The following is a 22,926-nucleotide window of genomic DNA, read 5'->3' on the forward strand; positions in this document are numbered from 1 at the left end:
TAGGGATATTTTAGGCAAAAAAAAGCCCATTCGTAAATGAATGGGCTTGTGATTATTTGCTGGTTTATTTTCTACAGATTAGAAAAAATAACTTTCTTAGTAATGGTATGACCATTTTCTAAAGTGATTTTCACCAGTATTACCTGATCAGAAGAATTCAGATTTGCAATCTGTAATTCTGAAGCATTTATTTTGTCTTTGCTATACAATAACTGTGCTCCAACATTGTAAATACGCACTTCTTTTAGGGTTTCTTTTGATGAAACGATTTTTAGTGTTTTGTCTTTAACCGAAACCAAAACCGTATTTTCTAGGTTCTCAAAATCATCTGTTCCTAAAGTTTTATTTGTATAACGAAGTGTAAAACGAGTTGTATTTGTACCTGCTACACTGAAAAAAGTATAATTTTCTTTTCGTAAGTCTACTATTTTACCCGTTTCTTTATCTTCTAAATATACTGGCTGAGTAGTAAATAATCCGTCTGCATGGTCAATAGAGATCGTAAAGTTGCGATCACCTTTATCATCAACTCCGCTTTTGTATCCTAGAGGAATTACTTCTGCATTATTAAAAGGAAGTGAACGGCCTTGAATAGTAAGTTTTTTAGATTCGTTAATACTATAAAAATCAAGATACGAGTTGCTTCCCATTGTAGTAGCATCAAAAATTGGGTCAATACCGTTTGTTGCTCCTTCAACATAACCAATTAACAATTGCTTGAAAGCACCTTGAGTATTGGCAATATTTAACCAAAGACGATTTTTTTCAACTTCATTGGCTGTTTTATAAAACTGGGTATTCTGTGTGCTTTTTTCACGAAGACCGTTATTAAATTTAATTACAGTTCCTGGTGTTGTTGAAAAGAAAGCTTGACCTGCTCCAATATAGCCCTTAAACTCATCTGGACCTGTAACAGGATCACCACTTACCCTTGTCGATCCTACTCCGTTGTAAACAACAAAATCTGAGCTATTGTATTTGAAGGTATTAGTTCCTGGAATAACTTGCGGAGGCTGATTATGCGTCCAAAAATATAATGCTCCGATTTCATCTTTATTCTCCAGCAATAGTTTATTTGCATTTATCGGAGAAGGATAAGGATTACCCAATAAATTCAATTTATTTTGCACTACTGGAACAGAGACATCTCCATTGTTTGGTGTACCTACAAATATCCCTTCAAATGTAGAAGGAGTGACTAAGTCAAAATTCTGTGGCCCTCTGATACTATAACCTTGACCTTTTTTCATAACCTCTATTCCATAATTACTAAGAACCCATTGCGAAGTGGTCGCATTCCAATAATGGTATTTATCAAACAAGGTGTTTGGAGAAAACTTTCTCATCGTAAGGCCAGCATCTGTTACTGGTGTTGCCCAATACACTACATCGAAACGACGCATACTAACTTTTCTCTTATAAGAAATAGTACCAGTATTTACAGCACTTTCTGATTGCAGTAAACTTGAACCGCTTTCAAATGACAATTTACCATTACTTGTGATATCGTTTGTAACAGTTAAAGTCATTGTAGGCGGAATAATTACATCTGGATCTGATGGTCCATTTGGAACATTAACAATTAAAGAACATACTGTCAAATCAGCTCCAACCATACTTTCAAATGGCTGATTTGGTGTAACTGAAGAAATTGTCACACTTGAATTTTGGTTTGGGGCTCCATTTGTCCATCCATTACCATCCCACTCAGTACTTGAACTAGTGTCAAGTATTACGACAGATGCTACATTTGATACACATCCTGTATTCATATCTGTAACCGTAAAATCATATGTTCCTGCCTGTAATTGACCAATAACCAGTGTCGTTTCTATGTTTACGCGATAATATTGATTTGATCTTTGCCCACTTTGATTAACCCTCCAGTTTCCTGTTGGCAAATTATTTAGTGTTATGCTTCCTAAAGTACCACAAGACACATTGGTATGTGAAACTGATGGGGTTGTAGGCTGTGGGTTTACTGTTATCGTACCAGTTGCCGAAATATTTCCGCAACCATTAGTCAAAGTTACCGTATAATTAAATGGACTGCCAACTTCTGTAGTAGGAGTTCCACTAATTGTAACTACATTTCCAGACCAACCTCCTGTAACTCCAGATGGCAGACCTGAGAAAGTCGCGCCTGTTGCTCCTGTTGTAGCATATGTAATACTTGTAATTGCTGTATTAGCACATACAGTCTGCGAATCTGTACCCACAGCTGAACTTAATGCTATGGTGTTGTTTGGATTTACAGTTATTGTTCCTGAAGTTGATACATTTCCACATCCTCCCGTTAAAGTGACTGTATAATTATATGGACTTCCTGCACTTACTGTTGGAGTTCCGCTTATCGTAACCACATTCGCCGCCCAACCACCTGTAACTCCAGATGGCAGACCTGAGAAAGTCGCGCCTGTTGCTCCTGTTGTGTTGTACGTAATGTTTGTGATCGGTGTATTAATGCATTTTGTCTGTGCATTTGTACCTGTAGCTGAACTTAATGTTATCGTATTGTCTGGAGTAACCGTTATTGTACCTGAAGTTGATACATTTCCACATCCTCCCGTTAAAGTAACTGTATAATTATATGGACTTCCAGCACTTACTGTTGGAGTTCCGCTTATCGTAACCACATTTGCAGTCCAGCCCCCTGTAACTCCAGATGGCAGACCTGAGAAAGTTGCACCTGTTGCTCCAGTTGTGTTGTACGTAATGTTTGTGATCGGTGTATTAATGCATCTTGTCTGTGCATTTGTACCTGCAGCTGAACTTAATGTTATCGTATTGTCTGGAGTAACAGTTATTGTTCCTGAAGTTGATACATTTCCACATCCTCCCGTTAAAGTAACTGTATAATTATATGGACTTCCAGCACTTACTGTTGGAGTTCCGCTTATCGTAACCACATTCGCCGCCCAGCCTCCTGTAACTCCAGATGGCAGACCTAAGAAAGTTGCACCTGTTGCTCCTGTTGTGTTGTACGTAATGTTTGTGATCGGTGTATTAATGCATTTTGTCTGTGCATTTGTACCTGTAGCTGAACTTAATGTTATCGTATTGTCTGGAGTAACCGCTATTGTACCTGAAACAGAACCACCTCCACAGCCTCCTGTCAAAGCAACTGTATAATTATATGGACTTCCAACACTTACTGTTGGAGTTCCGCTTATTGTAACCACATTTGCGGCCCAGCTCCCTGTAACCCCAGATGGCAGACCCGTAAAAGTTGCACCTGTTGCTCCAGTTGTGTTGTACGTAATATTTGTAATCGGTGTATTAATACATTTTGTCTGTGCATTTGTACCTACAGCTGAACTTAATGCTATTGTATTATTCGGATTAACCGTTATTGTTCCTGAAGCTGTTATTGTTCCGCATCCTCCTGTTAAAGTAACTGTATAATTATAAGGACTTGCTGAATTTACTGTTGGGGCTCCACTTATGGTAACCACATTTGCCGTCCAACTTCCTGTAACTCCAGATGGCAGACCTGAAAAAGTTGCTCCTGTTGCTCCTGTTGTAGCATACCTAATATTTGTAATGGGTGTATTAAGGCAAGCTATCTGCGTATCTGTGCCTGTAGCTGAACTTAACGTTATTGTGTTGTTTGAATTGTTTGAAGTTACATTCCAAGTCCCCGTATTAGTGCAACCTTTTAATGAAGTTGTCAAATTATAAGTTCTCGCAGTTAAACCTGTTATATTTTTAGTCGTTGCAGTAAAACCTGCTGGATTAGAAGTCCAAGAATAAGAATATGGATCTGTCCAAACTGGAGAGTTAACAAGGCTTGATGCTGGCAATCCCGCACTTCCAACAGACGCAACTGTTGTTCCCGTACCTTCATTAAAACTAAAACCCGCTAGCAGACCAGTTTGTGATGCATTATAAACAACAAAACCTGATGCCATGCTAGTAACCTCGGCCTGAGAAAGAGCTTTATTCCAAAATCCTAATTTAAAAACTTCTCCTGTATAACCTCCACCAGTTGCATCCACTGTTCCCCAGCCAAATCTTGTAGGATCACTACTTGATCCGTAATTTGTAACGGCCGAACCCCCTTCAACTTTTTTAGAACCGTCGACATAAATTTTAATTCCGTTTGTTGTTCCATCTGCTGTTACTGCGATATGATGCCAACCATTATCATTAGGATAATTAGCGCTTAAAGACATATCAACCTGACCTCCATTAAGAGTATAACAAATTAAGTTTCCGTTTATAAAACCAATTTCTACAGCATCATTTTGTCCAAAAAGTGACATCCTGTTTGCTGCTATGGCTGTAGCTCGATCAAATTTTACCCACCCTTCAATAGTAAAGGCCGCTCTGTTTGAAAGCAATGAAGTCCCTAAATTAACATATTGATTGTTTGCACTTGTAAAAGCCAACGAAGCTGGCGTTAAAGCATTTGTAATTGTAATCGATCCATCAGCAGATGCTGGACAGGTTGTTTTTCCCACTGTTGCTGTAGGTGTAGGCGGTGTACTATAGTTATAAATAGAAACAGGTCCGAAAGTAAGCTTACAAAAAGATTTTGTTGCCACAATTGTATAATCACCGGTAGTATTAAACGTCCCGAAACTTATTGCACTTCCTGTTCCTGCAATAGCAGACCCAACCGCAGTTGTCCCACGATATAACTGATAACTAACTCCTGTTTCTGATCCTGATAACCCTATTGGCGTTCCTGCAACTGTGCTACAGTAACCTCCACTAGTTCCAGTCATTGTAAATGATGTTAATGAACAATTTGAAGCACTTACATTTACAATTCCACTAACTGCTGAGAAATAGGTGTTGTTTTGATTCGTTGCTACTGAACTTGTACTACCCCATGATCCTGCTATTGTATCGGCTCCTCCTAATATAAGTTTATTGGCAGTATGTGTTAAACCCCCACCTAAGTTAGCTACGGAGGCGATAGACAAAGTACCAGTTATTGTTAGTCCTATACTGAATGTAGTGGTTCCAGAACTAATCGTTAAATTATTAAAAGTATCAAATATATTAGTAGGTAAAGTATTCGTTGCTGTTAATTGAACTGTTCCTGATCCAGGAATAAAACTATTTGAATTACTACTATTTGCGAGAGCAAAGCCCTGACAAACGAGTAATCCTCCATTTGTCATATTCAAAGCTCCTCTTCTATTATTAGCATTACTTTCTCCTAATGTTACAATACCATTTACTGTAAGTCGGCCTGTAGAGCCAGTATATGATAACGTTGAAGTATTAGAGCTAGTTGGAGACATAGATAATGACGCACAAGTAAATGTTCCATCAACCACTACATTATGATTTGAAACTATAAGGACATTGTCAACTGGACTTGGAGGCCCTCCGGTTGTGCGGTAAGTCTGTCCTGTATTATTAGATGATGCATTTGCTGTCAAGGTTAAACTTGTATTACTCGCTATAGATGCAACAGTACCAATTGCTGTTCCCCCTTGAGTGGTTATAACTGAACCTATTGACAACTGAGTTAAAAAAAGCGTTGAAGTTCCTGTAACAGTATTAGTACCTGTAGAAGAAGTAATAGTACCTGTTCTATTTAAATTAGCGTTAACCCAAGTTCCCGCAGCACTCCAATTTCCAGAAGTAGCACTTGTTCTGCTTTGAGAAAAAATAGTCTGCGTAAACACAAAAAACATCCCAACACAAAGTAATCCTAAACTTGGTGTACTTAATCTTTTGAGGAAAGATTTAGAGGAAATGAAAAATAAAAACGAGTAAAGTAATTTTCTCATCATATAACAGTAGGTATTTGTTTTAAATTTGTTTTTGGTTTGCTTAAAGCAAAATGGCATTGTTTTCAAGAAACTAAATGTTCCTGTGGTATTATATTGGATTCCAAATTTTTAGATTTTAGGCTTTTTGCCAAAACTTAAAAATGTTAAAATTCCGTACAAAAATATTTAAATTAGCCTAATACACAAGGTTATAATTTATTTCTTTTTATAAAATATTAACAAATTTCAGAATTAATTTATAACTATTTGACCATTACTCAATTTAAACGTTAAAACGCATGAAAAACCCGACGAATAGCACTTTTACCATCAAAGAAGCTTTACAAAAGTTAGAGCATTTTTGTGCCTATCAAGAACGTTGTCATGACGAAGTAGTGGCCAAATTATACACCCTAAAAATGACTCGAGACGAGATTGACAGTATTGTCGTACAGCTCATTGAAGGAAATTTTTTAAACGAAACCCGTTTTGCCTGCAGCTTTGCAAGAGGCAAACACAGGATCAAACATTGGGGAAAAATCAGAATCACCAATGAACTCAAAGCAAGAAATATTTCTTCAACAAATATTACCTTGGCTTTGAAAGAAATTTCAGCTGAAGAGTATTTTGAAACTTTTGAAAATTTAGCGGAAAGATGTTGGAATAGTATTTCAGAAAACAATCTTCTTAAAAAACGCAAAAAGTTTTGCGACTATATGCTGCGAAGAGGTTACGAAAGCGGTCTCGTGTATGAAAAAGTTAAGGAATTAGAAGAAAAATAATCTTCGATTTTTACTTTAAAAAAACGTTTTTACCTCTCGCCAAAACCACTTCAATCATTCTTCTTAAAAATCCTAAATTACTCCACAGAAACTAAAACAACTTTCAGTTATAAAATATTCCTTTTTTGAAGAATTTATACCAAACTAGACGTTTTTTAGTCTAAAAGTTCAAAAAAGAGTCTCAAAAAAAGCCATTATTTGAGATTATTCCTATAATATTTTTTAGTGTTTTATAAGAATACTTGCCGAACATTAAAATTTTTAATGCAATTCATCGACTATTTTTTCAGTTCATCGATTATATCGGGGTTCTCAAAACCTCGCCGATCTTGAGCTCGTAGATGTATCTATCTTTGCGGCGGTTCAAAAAATCCTATGCCAGCATAACAAATTGATAGAAAACATTTAACATGAAAAAAACTTTACTTTTATTCTTATTGTTGCCTTTTTTTGGATTTGCTCAGTTGAGCGGCAATTATGTCATTAGCTCGACTAAAACTGACTCACAATTCAAAACCCTTACAGAAGCAATTGCAAAATTGAATGATGTTGGAATAGAAGGAAATGTTCAGTTTCTTTTAGATGAAAATCAAAATTTAACTTCCCAGTTAACCATTACCCGCTTTAAAAATAAAAACGGCAACACGGTTACTATAAAACCAAATGCAGGGAAAGACATTATCATAACTGGAAAAGTTCGTGATGGCGGATTGATCGCGCTTAATAATGCGGACAATGTTACTATTGACGGAAATAATGGAACTGCAGACAATAAGCTAAAGATTTACAACAATTTTAATGACAATAGTAACAACTATGCAAAACGAGTTGGCATTTGGCTTTACAAAAAGTCTGAGAATAATAAATTTCAGAATTTAACTGTCGAATTAAACCCAATAGGAGCTGAAATTGGAACCATATCAACTGGAATTTTAGCTTCTGGAGATAGCTTTGACAGTAACGGAAATAACTCCAACAATACCATCCAAAATGTCACTTTTGCAAATGTCAAGCAAGCTATTGTTGTAAAGGGCCAAAACAAAACCAATACAGGATGGAAAATTGTAAACAACAAAATATCATCTGCAACTCAGACTACGAGACCATTTTTAGGTATCTCAATTTCAAACGTTACTAATTATACGGTAACTGGAAATATAGTAGACGGAATAAAAATACCTTCAAATTTTGATGGATCGTCTGCTTTCTCTGGGATATATTTAGAAGACGCCGATAATGGAACTGTTTCAAATAATACGGTCTCAAATATAGAAAACCGTAGAGGCTACCCTACTGGCTATGCCGTTTACATTAAAGGAAATAGTGCGATTGTTTCTCAAAACATAGTTTCTAATTTTTTCACAAACGCTGGAAGTGCGTTAGGAATTAAAGTAGAAGGAGATGATGCGTCGATATTTAACAATAAAATCAGTTCTATAATTTCCGATCAAGCAGTAACTGCCAGCGGAATTTACACCACAGGAAACAATCAATTAATATACAACAACTTTGTACTCGATGTAGCTTCTGCTGGAGGCGGCGGTGTAAGCAGCCAGAATGCTTTTGGTATTTATATCGATAATGGCACTACTGTCAAATTATATCACAACACCGTAAAACTTGTTACAAACCAGCCTACTGGATGTTCTTCTGCCTTATATGTAAGAAGTGCTTCTGGACTTGACATCAGAAACAATATTTTTGTAAATGCGCAAACTTCGGGAAGCGAACGTTTTGCCGTTTATTTTGAATCAGCAGATATTTCAAAAATACCAACGTTAAACTATAATAACTACTACAGCTCGCAATATGTGGGCACATTGGGAAGCTATTACAGTTCGGCAAACAAAAAAACCACTTTTGAAGAGTGGAGACAAGCGACAAACAAAGAGACTAATTCTAAAAATGAAAACCCTCTGTTTCTGAACAACAGCTTGTATTTAAATGCGAATAATGCCGCTAATAAAACACTGGTAGGAACTCCAATAGCAATTGTACCAGCTGATATTGACAACAACACAAGGCTAAAACCATATATGGGAGCACATGAACTTATCCCGTGTGCACCAACTCAGGATCCTTCTGTATTTGGAGACAACAAATGGATTGGATATGTTTACAAATGGGCAGATACTGATGTTGTTCCAACTATTGGCTATAATGAAACGCCAAACACCTCTTTGGCAACCTATATTGGAACTGTAACTGAAAACCAAAACTTTGACAGAGATGTTAAAAAAGGAGCCATAACAGGTGTAACTGAAAATTTCCCATGCGAAACGCCTCCTATCGACAATTTCTTGGTGCGCTACAAAATGCGCACAAAAGTTACAGAAGCGGGCCTTTACAATTTCATGATAGCTGGAGATGATGCAATCAGATTATATATTAATGGCAAAATCGTTTTGGAAAGATGGGGCAGAGGAAATCCGACGGTCAACTCTGTTTTATTTAGCCTTGAAGCAAACAAAGATTATGACTTTGTTATAGATTATTATGAAGTAAAAGACGATGCCAGAGCTGCATTTTCATTTGGCTTGCCAAAAGGAGATCCAACAGTATTTGGAGATAAAGTCTGGAATGTGTACGGTTATAATAAAAGCGATATAACTTTACAGTCTGCAGTCTACGCAGGATATTACGTTGATCCTAATCCAAATGCTAATTCAACAGCATTCTGGACAACTGCAACATCTCCTTCTACAGCAAGCAACTGGCAAGGAGCTCCAATGCCGAATGACTATTTTACTGTAGTTTCAAAACGTAAAGGTTTTGCTTGTGGCCAATACCAAATACAAGTGGCGAATTACGATGACGATCTTCAAATTTTTGTAGATGGCATTGAAGTTTTCTACGAAAAAGGCAACACAGATACGCCTGTATTGGTCAAAAATGGAAAGATTTTTTCTTTAAACAGCAAAACCGAAATAGAAATACGCTTAAAAGAGAATGGTGGCGGAGCAAAATCTTCTGTTATTTTTATTAACGTTCCAAATAATGGAAGCGGCAATGCAAATGGCAGCGCACTAGTAATAAGTACAAATACAGAGTTAAAAGCTGATCTTACCGTTTGTTCTTGTACAATAAACGACAAAATCACTTTGACTGTTCCAAAAGACATTACCTTAACGGTTGACGAAGACATAAAGGTTCTTGGAGAAGGAAAACTGCTCATTCTAAATGGAGGATCATTGCTTCAAACTTCGACCAGTGATAAATTGTTTACCGGAAGCAAAAATGCTTTTGAAATCCAAAGAACGGTCAATGTCGTTCGTTATGACGTAACATATTGGTCATCGCCAGTAAGCGGCTTATCAATGCATGATTTGTCGCCAGAAACTTTGTTTGACAAATTTCATTATTGGAATTCTACAAATAACACATGGGTTCCTAACAATTATGGAACGAAAACGATGATCGCTGGAAATGGATACAGCATTAGGGCGCCACAGACGTATGATCTTACCAATCCAAAAGATTTTACTGCAAAATTTACAGGCGCACCAAACAATGGAGATATTCCAGTTCAGCTTACAAGCGGAAAACTGAATTTATTAGGCAACCCTTATCCTTCTTCTATTGATGCAGCAGAATTCATTAGAAACAATGGAGATATTGGACCTTTATATTTCTGGTCACATAATACGCCTCCGAAAAAAATTGAAGGAACAAATACATTTACCTATGATAGCGCAGATTTTGCTGTCTACACACTGATGGGAGAAACTCAGCCGTCTCCAAAAGGGCAAGCTCCTACGGGATATATTGGTGCTGGCCAAGGTTTCTTTATTCTGCCAAAAGTGAGTTCTGCTTTATTTAAAAACTCTCAAAGAGTTAAGGCCAATAATACTTCGTTCTTTAAAGTAACTGAAAAGACTAGTGACATAGAAAAAAATCGTTTATGGCTAAATCTGACCAATACAGATGGGGCTTTCAAACAAATACTGGTTGGTTATGCAACTGGAGCAACCAACAGTCTGGATTACAATTACGACGCAACTTCAATGGGAAGCAATACTTACCTTGATTTTTACAGCATCAACGAAGCTAAAAAATTAACTGTTCAAGGCCGTGCCCTGCCTTTTGACAATACAGACACTGTACCTTTAGGCTATAAGAGCACTATAGAGGGTAATCTTACGATCTCGATTGATCACGCTGACGGATTCTTTGGTGCACAGGCTGTCTACTTAGAAGACAAAACAACTGGTCAAATAATAGACTTGCGAAAAGAGAATTATACTTTTAAAACTGCTATCGGAACTTTTACAGCACGTTTTTCATTGCGTTATACCAACAAAACATTAGGTACAGATGATTTTGAAAATGCAAAAGACGGAGTTCTAGTTGCTGTAAAATCTAAAGTCTTAAATGTAACGAGCGGAGCAGAAAACATTAAAGAAGTTCAAATCTACACGATTGGCGGACAATTGCTTTACAATAAAGCTAAAATTGATGCAAAAGAATTAGAAATAGCAAACTTGCATTCTAGCAATCAGGTTTTATTGGTAAAAGTAATTTTAGAAAACGAACATACAGTTACTAAAAAGATTATTTTCAATTAGTAAAATTATACTTCTTAGCGCTTAAAAACAGAAAAACCATCAGCAGTTGATGGTTTTTCTGTTTTTATTCTTCTTTCAATTCGTCTATTACTTTTTTGATCTCTTTGGCGTATTTGCCATAAAACTTTTGAACCCACCATTCTAAAGAAACTCCCATAGACACTACTGTAAAAACTACAATGGCAAAAAACCCAAATAATTGTCCTTTAGAGAATTCATGGCTTAATAAATTAGAGGTTTTAGAAATGCCATAAAAATAAAAGCCCAATAAATAAATGACTAAAAAAGGCGTTAGCGAAAACCCAAATGTTTTGTATAATTCCATATTCAGCCTAATATCAAAATAAGTCTCATACAAACTATCTTTTGTTCTTAAAGTTGTTGCATTTAGCCTTTTAAAAAAGAAATATAATTTCGCTAAATAATAAATGCAAACTCCTAAAAACAAACTGTAAATTAAATAATACAAAAAAAACATCTGCTCGTTAAAATGGCAAATCAACGGAATCGTTCCGATAAAAAGCATCGATACAATTTGATACACAAATTCATTCCTAAGGTTTTTTCTGATTTTGTCTAATGGCGTATTGGCAGATTGAATCTTTTCTAAATTTGTTGGCAGAACAACATCTTGAGTTTTTTCGTTGTTCCAAGCGTTTTGTATATCGTTAAAATCCATATCCCTGATTTTTAATAATTTCTTTTAATTTTTCTTTGGCCCTATTCAATTTTACCCTGGCATTCCCCTCAGAAATTCCAAGATTCTCCCCTATTTCTTTATGAGAGAAACCTTCCAACTGATAAAAAATTATAGCCTTATCTATTTTTTCGAGTTTTTGCACCGCTTTATAAAAATGGTCTAGCTGACTTTCTTTTATTTGAGAATCACCTTCATCATCTTTCACATTTTCTGAAGGTATTTCATATTTGTCTACCTTCCGTTTTTCTTTCCTCAAAAAAACAATTGCTGTATTTACCGCAACCCGGTACATCCATGTTGAAAACTGGCTTTCATTTCGAAAAGACTCATACGACTTCCAAAGCTGGCATACAATCTCCTGAAACAAATCTTGCTGATCATCAGAATTGTCCATGTACATCTTAGAAACTTTATGCAAAATTCCTTTATGGTTTTCTATACGGTTTAAAAACTCTTGTTCTTTCTCTTTCAAGGCAGCTTTAGTTCATTACAGGTTTTACAGTATATCCTTCTTTTCTCAATAAATTAATAATTCCGAACTCACCTCCTAAATGTGCTGCTCCTACGGCCATAAAAACACTATTTTGCTTTGTTAACTCAGGCACTTGCTTTACCCAATCTAAATTTCTATCGTCAACAATCTGCTTTTTAGTTTTCTCGCTTGTAAATCGTTTATCTGTACTAAAGGCATACATCGCTTCAATATTTTCACTTTTATATGCATCAACCAATTGCACCGCTTCTTCTGGAGTCGATTCTTCCAAAAGCCCCAGCATTTCATCATTTGTATACGCTTTTTCAAGAATTTCAAACTGAGATTTAACAGTTTCTAATCCAACAATGGGAATATTTCTTTTTTTGGCCGCATCTGAAAATTCCATTTCATAGAACTTCAAATCTAAACACCCAAAGCTTTTCATCGAAATCAAACTCAAAACAGTCAAAAGACTAAAACTGTCGACCTGCTGCACCGACATTCCGGTACTCTTTTTTAAAATCACATCTAATTTTGCAAGCTGTTCTGGAGTCAGCTTTTTGCTCAAAGGCTCTTTTCCCATGGCCAATTGCTGCATTTGGCTCATTTCGTTCGGATCTGTAAAATTGATTTCTAAAATTAATTTATCCGATTTTTCAAAAGCAGTTTTGGCTTTCTCTGATAAAAAATAATCTTTGGCACAAATCATATGAATCGTTCCGTACAAATAAGAAGGTTTCTTTAATCCGTTTCCCGAAACTTCCCAAAGAAGACTGTTTTCTAGTTTTGAAGTTTTTGTCTGTGCCGAAATATCATTGCAAACAAAAAAGAAAAATGCAACTACGGCACATATAAATTGAAATCTGGTTTTCATGGTTTAATAAATTTGGTTACAGCTTGTAAGTAATCAAATAAACAAAACGTTACAAAAAACTTTGCTTATTTTTTGAAATTTGAATTTTGAAGAAAATCAAATCTAAAAAACAAAGTCTCTAACCAATTCTAAAACCTGATTAATTTCTTCTTGTGAATTATAACTATGAATACAGAAACGAAGACGTTCCTGACCTTCTGGAACAATTGGAGAAAGAATAGACTGTACGTCAAATCCTTTACTTTGCAACTGTTCGGACAATTCTTTTACATTTTCATTTCCTGGAACAATAGCAGAATGTATTGGAGATTTACTATGGACAAACATTGGTTTTAAACCCAGTAAATTTTTCTGCTGATTAAAGAAAATGATATTCTCTCGAAGCTTTTCAATAGCTTCTTTTTCAATTTCCAGCTGCTGATAAGCCATAAAAATCGAAGCGATAGCATGAGGAGGCAATGCTGTAGTGTAAATCAAACTTCGGGAAAAATTGATTAGATAATCCTTTAGCTCGACACTTCCCAATATGGCTGCGCCTTGGCATCCTAGAGCTTTCCCAAAAGTTACGATTCGGGCAAAAAATTTATGATGCAATTGCAAATGCTGAGTTAAGCCCTCTCCTTTTTCTCCAAAGACACCCACCGTGTGAGCTTCATCAATAACTAAATAACAGTTGTATTTTTCTGAAAGCTGCGCCAATTCTTCTAAATTGGGACTGTCGCCATCCATAGAAAAAACCGTTTCGGTCACGATGTAAATTGTAGAATTTGGAAATTTAAGAATATGATTTTCCAAATCTTCAAAATCGTTGTGAATAAAAGGAAATGATTTGGCCTTAGACATGGCAATGCCATCTTTTATGGAAGCATGGCATAATTCATCATGCAAAACAACATCATTTTCTTGCGGTACAGCGCTAAAAAACCCCAAATTGGCATTGTAGCCCGAATTGAAAATTAAAGCCGCTTCTGCTTCATGAAATTGAGCGATAAAACTTTCTGCAATTGGATAAAGCAAATGATTTCCCGTGGTTAATCTGGAACCTGTGGCTCCATTTTGAAAAATCTCGTTTTCCAGCAGATAAGCATGAGTATGTTTATACAATGTTTCTGACTTAGAAAATCCGATATAATCATTAGAAGAAAAATCAATCAGATTATTAAACACAGGAAGTTTTCTAAACAGCTTTGCCTGTTTACAGCTTTCTATTTTCCGATTAAGATTTTCTGGCAGTTCCATAAAAGCAAAGTTAGGCAAATAAAATAAACAGCGGATTCAAGTAATCCGCTGTTTTTCTAAACTCAAATAGCACTTATAAAAGGTGATTGTCTAATGTAATTTGACTCTACCATTTCTTTTACTAGAAACTTGGAGATATCCAGTGCTGTGATTTTCTCTCCTAAACAATCTTCAAGGTTTACCGAAATTTCAGCACTTTCATCAGAAAAAATGATTAAAGGCACACGAACCTGCGTCCAATCCACCTTGCTCTCGCTCAGAAGATCGTACGTAAATTGTCTGTCTTTTTGGATTTCGGGAAAGTTAGTTTTCATCCAGTTGGTTGCCATCATTGCTTTTGGACTTTTTTTATCAAATGGAGTATCGATATTCAGTCCTGCAAGAAGAATATACCTTTGAATTCCATATTCATTCATAGCCTTCAGAACATTCTCTGTTGCCCGACTTGCCACCATTGGTTCTCCAGGTCTCTGACCAATAGTACTGATTACCGCTTGACAGTCTGCAAGCAATAACTTTATAGATTCTTCATTAACCGCATCGCCTTTAATGATTTCTATTTTTGAATTTTGGATTGTAAAATTATCTGGATTCCTTACTAAAAGTTTTACACTAAATCCGTTTTCTAATAACTGGTTTACAAGATATTTCCCAGTTCTTCCTCCGCCGCCAAGAACGGCAACTTTTGATATATTTTTCATTGTATATTCTTTATAAAATTTGACATAAAAAATTGTGCTTCATTAGCTAATCATGAAGCAAAACTGCAAAAGCTTACTGAGCTTTTACTATTGACCAAATATTTTATAAAGAGATTTTAATACTTCAAAAGTAATAAAATAAAAAAAGGCAGACAACACTGTATGCCTTTCAGGTTATTTTAAAATTCTTCTGGATTATCTCACCTTAGCATGAATAGTATTGTTAATTAAAACATTAATATCTCTAATTTTTAAATTATAAACTGATTCTCACTAATTTGTATATTGCATTAAAAAAGAAAAAAAATGGAGATCATTTGTAAAAATTGTGAAACACACAATTACCCAAATTTTAATTATTGTCCTGAGTGCAGTCAAAAAGTTAATCTGCATCGCATAAGTCCGCACGAGATTTTTCATGAAGCAATTCATTATTTTACACATGCTGACAAAGGCATTTTTCAACTCATCAAAAGTTTGACTTTAAAAAGTGGAGTTGTTGCTAAGGAATACATCAATGGCAAAAGAAAAAAATACTTTCCTCCTCTTAATTTTTTCTTGTTAATTGCTGCTGTCTTTGTTTTCATTTCCAATATACCCAAAGAAACACCTCCAATTGACATTCAAAAAGAAAATCAAGAACTTAGTGCTATTTCTGACCCTATTCAAAAAGAAAAAATCGCGCATCTTTATGAGAGAAAAGAAAAAATGACTCATTTCATGAGAAAATATTCCAATTTAATGGCAATGATGGCTTTGCCTCTCACAGCATTCTTTTTTTGGCTGTTTTACAAAAAAGAGAACTACAATTATACAGAACATCTTGTTGCGGGCATGTATATGCTTGGTTTTTGCATTTTAGTCAATGCGCTATTAATCTTGCCGATTTCATTATCATTCCATCTGTCGACCAATTATCAGGCTTTGTTTTTTCTACTGTTTCAACTCTTTTATTTTACGCTCTTTTATTACAAGTTTATAAATAAAAGCACCAAACTTCAGTTATTAAAAGCTTTTTCCGTAAGTGCTTTCGGAATTATCTCTTGGATAATTATCTCAGCATCTACAGTAAATGCTTATGTTTCGAGTGGTTTCTGGGGAATCATAAAATAATGGGAAATCGTCAATCTAAAAAACAAAAAAGCCAGACAATACTGTCTGGCTTTTTTGGCTTATTTTGAAATTGTTTTAGTCAACTAATACAATTATCTTATTGTTTTTCATTTCGATTGTTCCTGACTTAATCTCTAAAGTATAAGTTTGGTCGTTAACTCTCGTAAACTTATCAGCAGCCTCTTTAGAAAAACTGAAGCTTGGAGCTGCAATTTTAATTGTTCCTTCTTCTAAAATAGAAACAATTGGGGCGTGATGATTTAAAATCTGAAAGCTTCCATTAACTCCCGGTAAGCTAACTGATGTTACCTCTCCTGAAAATAATTTCGCTTCTGGTGATACTATTTCTAAAATCATTTTTTTTGAGTTATGAGTTATCAGTTATGAGTTATAAGTGAGCAGAAACTCATAATTTATAACCCATAATTCATAATTTATATTAAGCTTCAGCTAACATTTTCTCTCCAGCTTCGATTGCATCTTGAATAGAACCTTTCAAGTTGAAAGCTGCTTCTGGAAGGTGATCTAACTCACCATCGATGATCATGTTAAATCCTTTGATAGTATCTTTAATATCAACTAATACACCTGGGATACCTGTAAATTGCTCTGCTACGTGGAATGGCTGAGACAAGAAACGTTGTACACGACGTGCTCTTGCTACTGCAAGTTTATCTTCTTCAGATAACTCCTCCATACCAAGGATCGCGATGATATCTTGTAATTGTTTGTATTTTTGAAGAATTTCTTTTACTCTTTGTGCACAGTTGTAGTGCTCATCTCCTAAGATGTGTGGAGTTAAAATTCTTGAAGTAGAATCTAACGGGTCAACCGCAGGATAGATACCTAACTCAGCAATTTTACGAGACAATACAGTTGTTGCATCTAAGTGCGCGAAAGTTGTAGCTGGCGCAGGGTCAGTTAAGTCATCCGCAGGTACGTAAACCGCTTGTACAGATGTAATAGATCCTTTGTTTGTAGATGTAATACGCTCTTGCATAGCACCCATCTCTGTTGCCAAAGTTGGTTGGTAACCTACTGCAGATGGCATACGACCTAAAAGTGCCGATACCTCAGAACCTGCTTGTGTAAAACGGAAGATGTTATCAACGAAGAATAATACATCTTTTCCTTGGTCAGATCCTGCTCCATCACGGAAATACTCAGCGATAGATAATCCTGAAAGTGCTACACGTGCACGAGCTCCAGGTGGCTCATTCATTTGTCCGAAAACGAAAGTAGCTTTAGACTCTCTCATTCCTGGCATATCTACTTTAGATAAATCCCATCCTCCATTTTCCATAGAGTGCATGAAATCTTCACCGTATTTAATAATTCCTGACTCTAACATCTCACGAAGCAAGTCATTTCCTTCACGTGTTCTTTCACCTACTCCTGCGAATACTGAAAGTCCACCGTGACCTTTTGCGATATTGTTGATCAACTCCTGAATCAATACAGTTTTACCTACTCCAGCACCACCGAACAATCCAATTTTACCTCCTTTTGCGTAAGGCTCGATCAAATCGATTACTTTGATACCTGTAAATAAAACTTCAGATGAAGTTGATAAATCTTCAAATTTTGGTGCTGGTCTGTGGATTGGTAAACCGTTCTCTCCAGATTTTGGCAAATCACCTAAACCATCAATTGCATCTCCAACAACATTAAATAATCTTCCATATACGTCTGGACCGATTGGCATTTGGATTGGACTTCCAGTTCCAACTACCTCATATCCTCTAGACAAACCGTCTGTAGAGTCCATAGAGATTGTACGAACAGTGTTTTCACCAATATGAGATTGTACTTCTAGAACTAAGATAGTCCCGTCTTTTTTAGTGACTTCTAGTGAATCATAAATTTTTGGAAGTTCAACATCTTTACCGTTGAAAACTACGTCTACTACTGGTCCAATGATTTGAGCAACTTTTCCTATTACTTTTGACATTACTTATGTATTTATTAAATAGCTATTTAGGTTTATCGAAAATACCTCTTTTTTCAGAGCGCAAAGATAATTTTTTAAAATATAAAATCAATTTTTTTTTCATAAAAAATAGCATGATTTTGTTTGATTCATAAAACTTGTCCAAAAAACAACAAAAACGGCATTTTTTTTAGTAAAAGAAAAAAACCGCAACATTCTTAAAAATGAGCGGTTTTTTTTTGAAAACTGGAAATAGCTTTGATTATAATTTCGCTGGAAATAAAACTGGATAATTACCAATATCCACTCCTTTTAAATTTGAACCATACCTAGCATTTATAGCTTGAATAAATTTATTGGCAATAAAAGCATATCCTCTTGGAGAAGGATGGACTCCATCTAAAGAGAACATTCCGCCTGTAACAAATGTCGCTTTCAATGTAAAGTTATTCATTGATATTCCACTTGGTTTATTCAAATCATCCATAATCGATTTAGCATCCACCATTGCCAAGCCATTTGCTTCAGCCGCCGCTTTAATCACAGCATTGTATGCTGTAGTAGCCACTTCAATCTCTGCCACTTCAGATGGCAGTAAAACATATCTGTCTGGCAATGGAAAGGTAATCCCTAATTGAGACAGAGAAGGCGAAGGCGAAGCGACACCATCAGCTGGTACTGTTGGCACTTTTCCAATTCTTGAAGAAGCTCCTAAAACAATCAAATCAGTAGGAAGCGCCTGTCTTGCTCTTCCAAAAACCATCCCCATTGCTGTAGCGGTGTTAACATCTAATCCGCCACCCATTAATACGGCTTTTAAATTTGCAGATAAGTCTGGCAGCGTTTCATCTACAATTAATAACGGATTGTTTCCTGTTGCAGACAACAATTTAATTCTATCTCCTTGTCCCAAAAAAGCTAATGCATTATGCAAAGGACCATACAGCTGAGCATTTAAAGTACTAACCATGCTAACACCTCCAACCGTTAAATTTGCCTGAGTAAGCTGATTATAAGTTATCACATGAAAATGAGGAAGCGTTGTAATATTTGGCAAATTTGCTATCACTCCTTTTCTTCCGCCCGTAACAAGCTGCGCAATCAAACCTTTGTATGCCGCTTCAAAATTTGCAGGAGGCGTTAATGGATTTACTGCCGGATCTCCACCTGCAGTTGCATAGCCTAATTCGTCATTTCCTCCAATCCACAAAGAGAAGAAAGTTGGGTTCTGACTTAAAGCATCTGCTAAAACTGTAGTTGTAGCGCTAGACGCAAAGCGTGCAAAATAAGGATTTGCTGTTCCCGTTGCAACACCTGCTGCGTTACCATAGCCAGGCGCCAGCAAATGAAAACTTTTTGCTCCTGGCACTCCTAAATTATTAAAAGACCCAGACAAATGTGCCGTAACTTCTGTTGTAGGCACTCCTTCAACCGGAACAGGCGCACCATTAAAATACAAACGCGGTCCAGCAATAACATTTCCTCCCAACAGCAATCCTCCTATATTATCGTTAGCCAAAGGCGTTTTAAAGTCACCCCCGCCAACTAATGCAAATTGCTGCGCTAAAATATTCGGATAAGCGCCTTCCTGTCCTTTAATAAACAAAGCATTATCGCTAAATCCCGCCGCAAAAGAATCTCCTAAAGCAACATATTTAGAAAAGTCAGCACTTCCAGCAGTTAAAGGCTTACCATCAGATGACTCTACTACCGGAGCCACATCATCATCACTATTACAAGCCATAAAGGTTAACGAAACCAATAAAAGCCACTTGAAATTTTTTATCATAATTTATATTTTTTATAATTATCCGCTTCTAAACTTGGCATTTAGAAACATAAATAATGAATTTGACTTAGAGTTAACAATCAATTATGGATTAATAGTCCAAGAAGCAAAATACTGCTGTCCGATTAATCCGGCTCCAATTACCTGATAATATTCTTTACCGCCGATATTAGCCGCTCCCAATTTTACAACCGATTTCAATTTTGGGATTCCGTAATTAACCTGAGCATCAATTACTGTAGCAGATTTAATCATACCATCAGCAAAACCAGCTTGCCATAGATATTCGCTGTTCCATCTTCCGCTAACATTAAATCCAAAATTCTTAAACAGCTTATCATTTCCAATCGACATTTTAATTCTATGTTTTGGCGTATTAAATCCAGCCTCAAAACTTGGGTCTTTTTCTTGATCAAAATCAAACTGGGCATAGTTATAATTCAACCCTAATTCGAAGTCAGCAATAATTTTTCTAGAAAGTCCAACTCCAAATCCTAACGAATGTATTTCTACATCTGAATTTGTATACAATTGATACGTTCTATATTCTCCGTTTTGAAGCGCTCTAATTGACTGAACACCTGGATCGCCAGTTCCTGCAGCAATATTAGGATTATCCTGAGCAGTTCCGTAGAAAGGAGAAATTACATTTAAATTACCAATAAAGTTGTTGTAAATATTATAGTATCCATTAATATCTATTGATGTACCTTCAAAAACAGAACGATACCCTAACTCAAAAGCCTTCACTTCTTCTGGCTTAACATAATTAGCTCTAGATTTTTTTAACAGTGCTGCCGCTGCAACCGGATCAGTTCCCGCCATTGCAGAAAACGCAGATACTGAACTAGCTATGTAAGAGTTCCCGTAAGCATCGTTCCCATTCATAACTTTTGTCGGACTTCCTGTGTATGACTGCCCTTCTGCGCTAAGATTAAATGTCTCATTAAATCTTACTAAGTTATCTGGAGCAGAACCAAGCAATACAGCATTTCCAATATTAAACCCTATATATTGATCCTGAGTTGTAGGATTTCTAAAACCTGTTTGGAAAGATCCTCTGAAATTATGATTTCTTTTCTCTCCTGCAGAATACACAAGAGACAAACGAGGAGAATAATTACCATCGAAGTTTTTAGATTTATCATAACGAAGAGATCCTGTAAACTTCAATCTGTCGTCTAAAAATTTCTTCATCAATTGTGCATAAGCGCCATATTCATTATAATTGATCTGACTGTTAGCGTCTGTATAGATTCTTCCGTGAGAATTTAACTCATACGCTCTAAAAGAACCTCCCACTTGAATTTCAGCAAATTTTATAATATCTCTGAAGTTATAATTTGCATCTGAGTGATACATTTTAGAATTATCAACCAATCTTGATCCTGTCAAAACATCTGGATCACTTATAACCGCATTAAATGCATTTTTAAACTCTGGCGTACCAGGTAAAAAACGGCCTGTATCAGCAGTAGATCTCGCAGCTGCATGAGCCTGTGCTGGCGTCATACCCGCTAACGTTCCTTGAATAAATGCTCCTGCGTATTGGCCAAACCAAGTATTGTCGTCTTTCCATTTTCTATTTACGTTGATACCCGTAAAAATCATATCATAAGAGTGGCCTCCATCTTCACCAGTCATATAGCCTCTTAAGAAAAAGTTTTTCCCCTTAAACTCTAATTTATGCTGCTGCATAAAAAAGTCATTTAAATAATATCTATTTGCTCCTTGATAAACAGCGTTTCCTGTACCAAATTTACTCTGCCAGATAATTTCCAATCTTTCGTCTCCAAAAGGTCTTCCATGCAAAGAGAAGTCGATTTTTTTATTTGCTGCTTTATTATCTGTTAAATCAATTTCATTATACCCAGTTCTACTAACCATAGAGTTTGGCAAAAGGTTTGAGGCTCCTGCTGGAATCAATCCCATTGCTTCTAATTTCTGACCTACACCTTTAATATTTGTTGCAGCCTCATCTCCATAAACATTTATTCCATCATAACTAGGATTTGTCCTGTCAATACCTGCTCTTGTTTTATCATCATAATTTGTAGCATACCAATCTGTAGCCTGCATATAAGTAAAGTTTGCTTTGGCAGCAAAATATTTATTAAATGCATGAGCGAATCGAATACCAAAATCATAAAAACTATTTGTACCCGCAGCTTCTTGCGAAGTTGCTCCATATTTAAAATAAGTAGAAACGCCTTGATTTGTAAACGGACTTTTACTTGTCATAAATAAAATTCCATTAAAAGCATTAGCTCCATACAATGCAGACGATGCTCCTGGAAGCAATTCGACACTTTGAACATCTATCTCTGACACCCCAATCATGTTTCCTAAAACAAAGTTCAATAACGGAGACGCATTATCCATTCCGTCCACCAACTGCATAAAACGAGTATTGGCAACCGTAGCAAATCCTCTAGTATTGATTGACTTAAACGACATACTACTCGTATTCATCTGAACCTCTTTCATATTTTCCAAACCATCATAAAAAGAAGGAGATGCCGTTTTTTTGATTTCTTGAACTCCCATTCGTTCAATAGTCACTGGAGATTCTAGAACTCTCTCTGGCGTTCTTGATGCTGAAACAACAATTTCATCTAGTTTAGTTTCTTCACCTTTTAAAATCACATTTACTTTTTGATTTGCCGCTGTTACGTTTACCGTTTTAGATTCAAATCCTACCGCAGTAACCTTTACAGAAAAAGGCAATTTAGTATTGGTAGTCAATTTAAACGATCCGTCAAAATCTGTAGAAGCACCGGTATTTTCTCCTACAACAACAACATTAGCACCTGGAATAGATTGTTTGTTACTATCTGTAACCGAACCTGTAATTGTATTCTGCGCAAAGGATATTCCGCTGAATAACAACATAATTAGCAAGTAGACTCTCATTTTGGGTTAGTTTTTTTGTTAGTATATATAGCCAAAATACATAAATATTTTAATATGCATAAAAAAACGTTAAATAAAATTAATATTCATCACTCTTTTAGACAATATTTTAA

The 22,926-nt window shown here is 35.9% G+C and carries 13 protein-coding genes; 3 read left to right on the top strand and 10 right to left on the bottom strand.

Going from position 1 to position 22,926, the window contains the following annotated elements; translation table 11 throughout:
- Positions 1-71: 71 nt before the first annotated feature.
- Positions 72-5,753, bottom strand: coding sequence for a T9SS sorting signal type C domain-containing protein (locus N4T20_RS03970; protein ID WP_260671811.1), 5,682 nt, complete (start codon positions 5,751-5,753; stop codon positions 72-74).
- A 278-nt stretch (positions 5,754-6,031) separates the two neighbouring features.
- Between N4T20_RS03970 and N4T20_RS03975 the strand changes: the two genes are divergently transcribed.
- Positions 6,032-6,514, top strand: coding sequence for a regulatory protein RecX (locus N4T20_RS03975; protein ID WP_260671812.1), 483 nt, complete (start codon positions 6,032-6,034; stop codon positions 6,512-6,514).
- Positions 6,515-6,924: 410 nt separating this feature from the next.
- Complete coding sequence (locus tag N4T20_RS03980) at positions 6,925-11,079, top strand: T9SS sorting signal type C domain-containing protein (RefSeq protein WP_260671813.1); 4,155 nt, start codon at positions 6,925-6,927, stop codon at positions 11,077-11,079.
- Between the two features lie 64 nt (positions 11,080-11,143).
- Here N4T20_RS03980 and N4T20_RS03985 read toward each other — a convergent pair whose 3' ends face one another.
- From N4T20_RS03985 to N4T20_RS04005, 5 genes are all read right to left on the bottom strand, one after another.
- Positions 11,144-11,758: a hypothetical protein gene (locus tag N4T20_RS03985; RefSeq protein WP_260671814.1), complete on the bottom strand. Its 615-nt coding sequence runs from the start codon at positions 11,756-11,758 to the stop codon at positions 11,144-11,146.
- Complete coding sequence (locus N4T20_RS03990) at positions 11,748-12,251, bottom strand: RNA polymerase sigma factor (RefSeq protein ID WP_260671815.1); 504 nt, start codon at positions 12,249-12,251, stop codon at positions 11,748-11,750. The genes N4T20_RS03985 and N4T20_RS03990 overlap by 11 nt, the downstream gene beginning before the upstream one ends.
- Positions 12,252-12,258: 7 nt before the next feature.
- Complete coding sequence (locus N4T20_RS03995) at positions 12,259-13,128, bottom strand: TraB/GumN family protein (RefSeq protein ID WP_260671816.1); 870 nt, start codon at positions 13,126-13,128, stop codon at positions 12,259-12,261.
- A gap of 102 nt (positions 13,129-13,230) precedes the next feature.
- On the bottom strand, positions 13,231-14,367 hold the full coding sequence (locus tag N4T20_RS04000; RefSeq protein ID WP_260671817.1) for an aminotransferase class I/II-fold pyridoxal phosphate-dependent enzyme: 1,137 nt from the start codon (positions 14,365-14,367) through the stop codon (positions 13,231-13,233).
- A 62-nt stretch (positions 14,368-14,429) separates the two neighbouring features.
- Positions 14,430-15,068 carry an NAD(P)H-binding protein gene (locus tag N4T20_RS04005; protein WP_260671818.1) on the bottom strand — a complete coding sequence of 213 codons (639 nt, stop codon included), beginning with the start codon at positions 15,066-15,068 and terminating at the stop codon, positions 14,430-14,432.
- A gap of 306 nt (positions 15,069-15,374) precedes the next feature.
- Here N4T20_RS04005 and N4T20_RS04010 point away from each other — a divergent pair, with 306 nt between their 5' ends.
- Positions 15,375-16,181 (top strand): DUF3667 domain-containing protein, encoded by an 807-nt coding sequence (locus N4T20_RS04010; RefSeq protein WP_260671819.1) that lies wholly within the window; start codon positions 15,375-15,377, stop codon positions 16,179-16,181.
- Positions 16,182-16,256: 75 nt separating this feature from the next.
- Here the strand turns inward: N4T20_RS04010 and N4T20_RS04015 are convergent, their stop codons facing one another.
- From N4T20_RS04015 to N4T20_RS04030, 4 genes are all read right to left on the bottom strand, one after another.
- Positions 16,257-16,538 (bottom strand): FoF1 ATP synthase subunit delta/epsilon, encoded by a 282-nt coding sequence (locus N4T20_RS04015; RefSeq protein ID WP_129747880.1) that lies wholly within the window; start codon positions 16,536-16,538, stop codon positions 16,257-16,259.
- A gap of 82 nt (positions 16,539-16,620) precedes the next feature.
- On the bottom strand, positions 16,621-18,132 hold the full coding sequence (gene atpD / locus N4T20_RS04020) for a F0F1 ATP synthase subunit beta (protein WP_008465465.1): 1,512 nt from the start codon (positions 18,130-18,132) through the stop codon (positions 16,621-16,623).
- 241 nt (positions 18,133-18,373) lie between these two features.
- On the bottom strand, positions 18,374-19,900 hold the full coding sequence (locus tag N4T20_RS04025) for an SGNH/GDSL hydrolase family protein (protein ID WP_260671820.1): 1,527 nt from the start codon (positions 19,898-19,900) through the stop codon (positions 18,374-18,376).
- An 84-nt stretch (positions 19,901-19,984) separates the two neighbouring features.
- A complete protein-coding gene (locus N4T20_RS04030) occupies positions 19,985-22,813 on the bottom strand; it encodes a TonB-dependent receptor (protein WP_260671821.1) in 2,829 nt (942 codons plus the stop codon).
- Positions 22,814-22,926 lie beyond the last annotated feature (113 nt).

The organism is Flavobacterium sp. TR2 (genome assembly GCF_025252405.1).
In the GTDB taxonomy this organism is placed as follows: Bacteria; Bacteroidota; Bacteroidia; order Flavobacteriales; family Flavobacteriaceae; genus Flavobacterium.

Excerpts from the sequence above, each read along its gene's own strand:
- N4T20_RS03975 (WP_260671812.1), top strand. The coding sequence starts at position 6,032 with ATGAAAAACCCGACGAATAGCACTTTTACCATCAAAGAAGCTTTACAA.
- N4T20_RS04015 (WP_129747880.1), bottom strand. The coding sequence starts at position 16,538 with ATGATTTTAGAAATAGTATCACCAGAAGCGAAATTATTTTCAGGAGAG.
- N4T20_RS03980 (WP_260671813.1), top strand. The coding sequence starts at position 6,925 with ATGAAAAAAACTTTACTTTTATTCTTATTGTTGCCTTTTTTTGGATTT.
- N4T20_RS04000 (WP_260671817.1), bottom strand. The coding sequence starts at position 14,367 with ATGGAACTGCCAGAAAATCTTAATCGGAAAATAGAAAGCTGTAAACAG.
- N4T20_RS04030 (WP_260671821.1), bottom strand. The coding sequence starts at position 22,813 with ATGAGAGTCTACTTGCTAATTATGTTGTTATTCAGCGGAATATCCTTT.
- N4T20_RS04025 (WP_260671820.1), bottom strand. The coding sequence starts at position 19,900 with ATGATAAAAAATTTCAAGTGGCTTTTATTGGTTTCGTTAACCTTTATG.
- N4T20_RS04005 (WP_260671818.1), bottom strand. The coding sequence starts at position 15,068 with ATGAAAAATATATCAAAAGTTGCCGTTCTTGGCGGCGGAGGAAGAACT.
- atpD (WP_008465465.1), bottom strand. The coding sequence starts at position 18,132 with ATGTCAAAAGTAATAGGAAAAGTTGCTCAAATCATTGGACCAGTAGTA.
- N4T20_RS03995 (WP_260671816.1), bottom strand. The coding sequence starts at position 13,128 with ATGAAAACCAGATTTCAATTTATATGTGCCGTAGTTGCATTTTTCTTT.
- N4T20_RS03985 (WP_260671814.1), bottom strand. The coding sequence starts at position 11,758 with ATGGATTTTAACGATATACAAAACGCTTGGAACAACGAAAAAACTCAA.
- N4T20_RS03970 (WP_260671811.1), bottom strand. The coding sequence starts at position 5,753 with ATGATGAGAAAATTACTTTACTCGTTTTTATTTTTCATTTCCTCTAAA.
- N4T20_RS04010 (WP_260671819.1), top strand. The coding sequence starts at position 15,375 with ATGGAGATCATTTGTAAAAATTGTGAAACACACAATTACCCAAATTTT.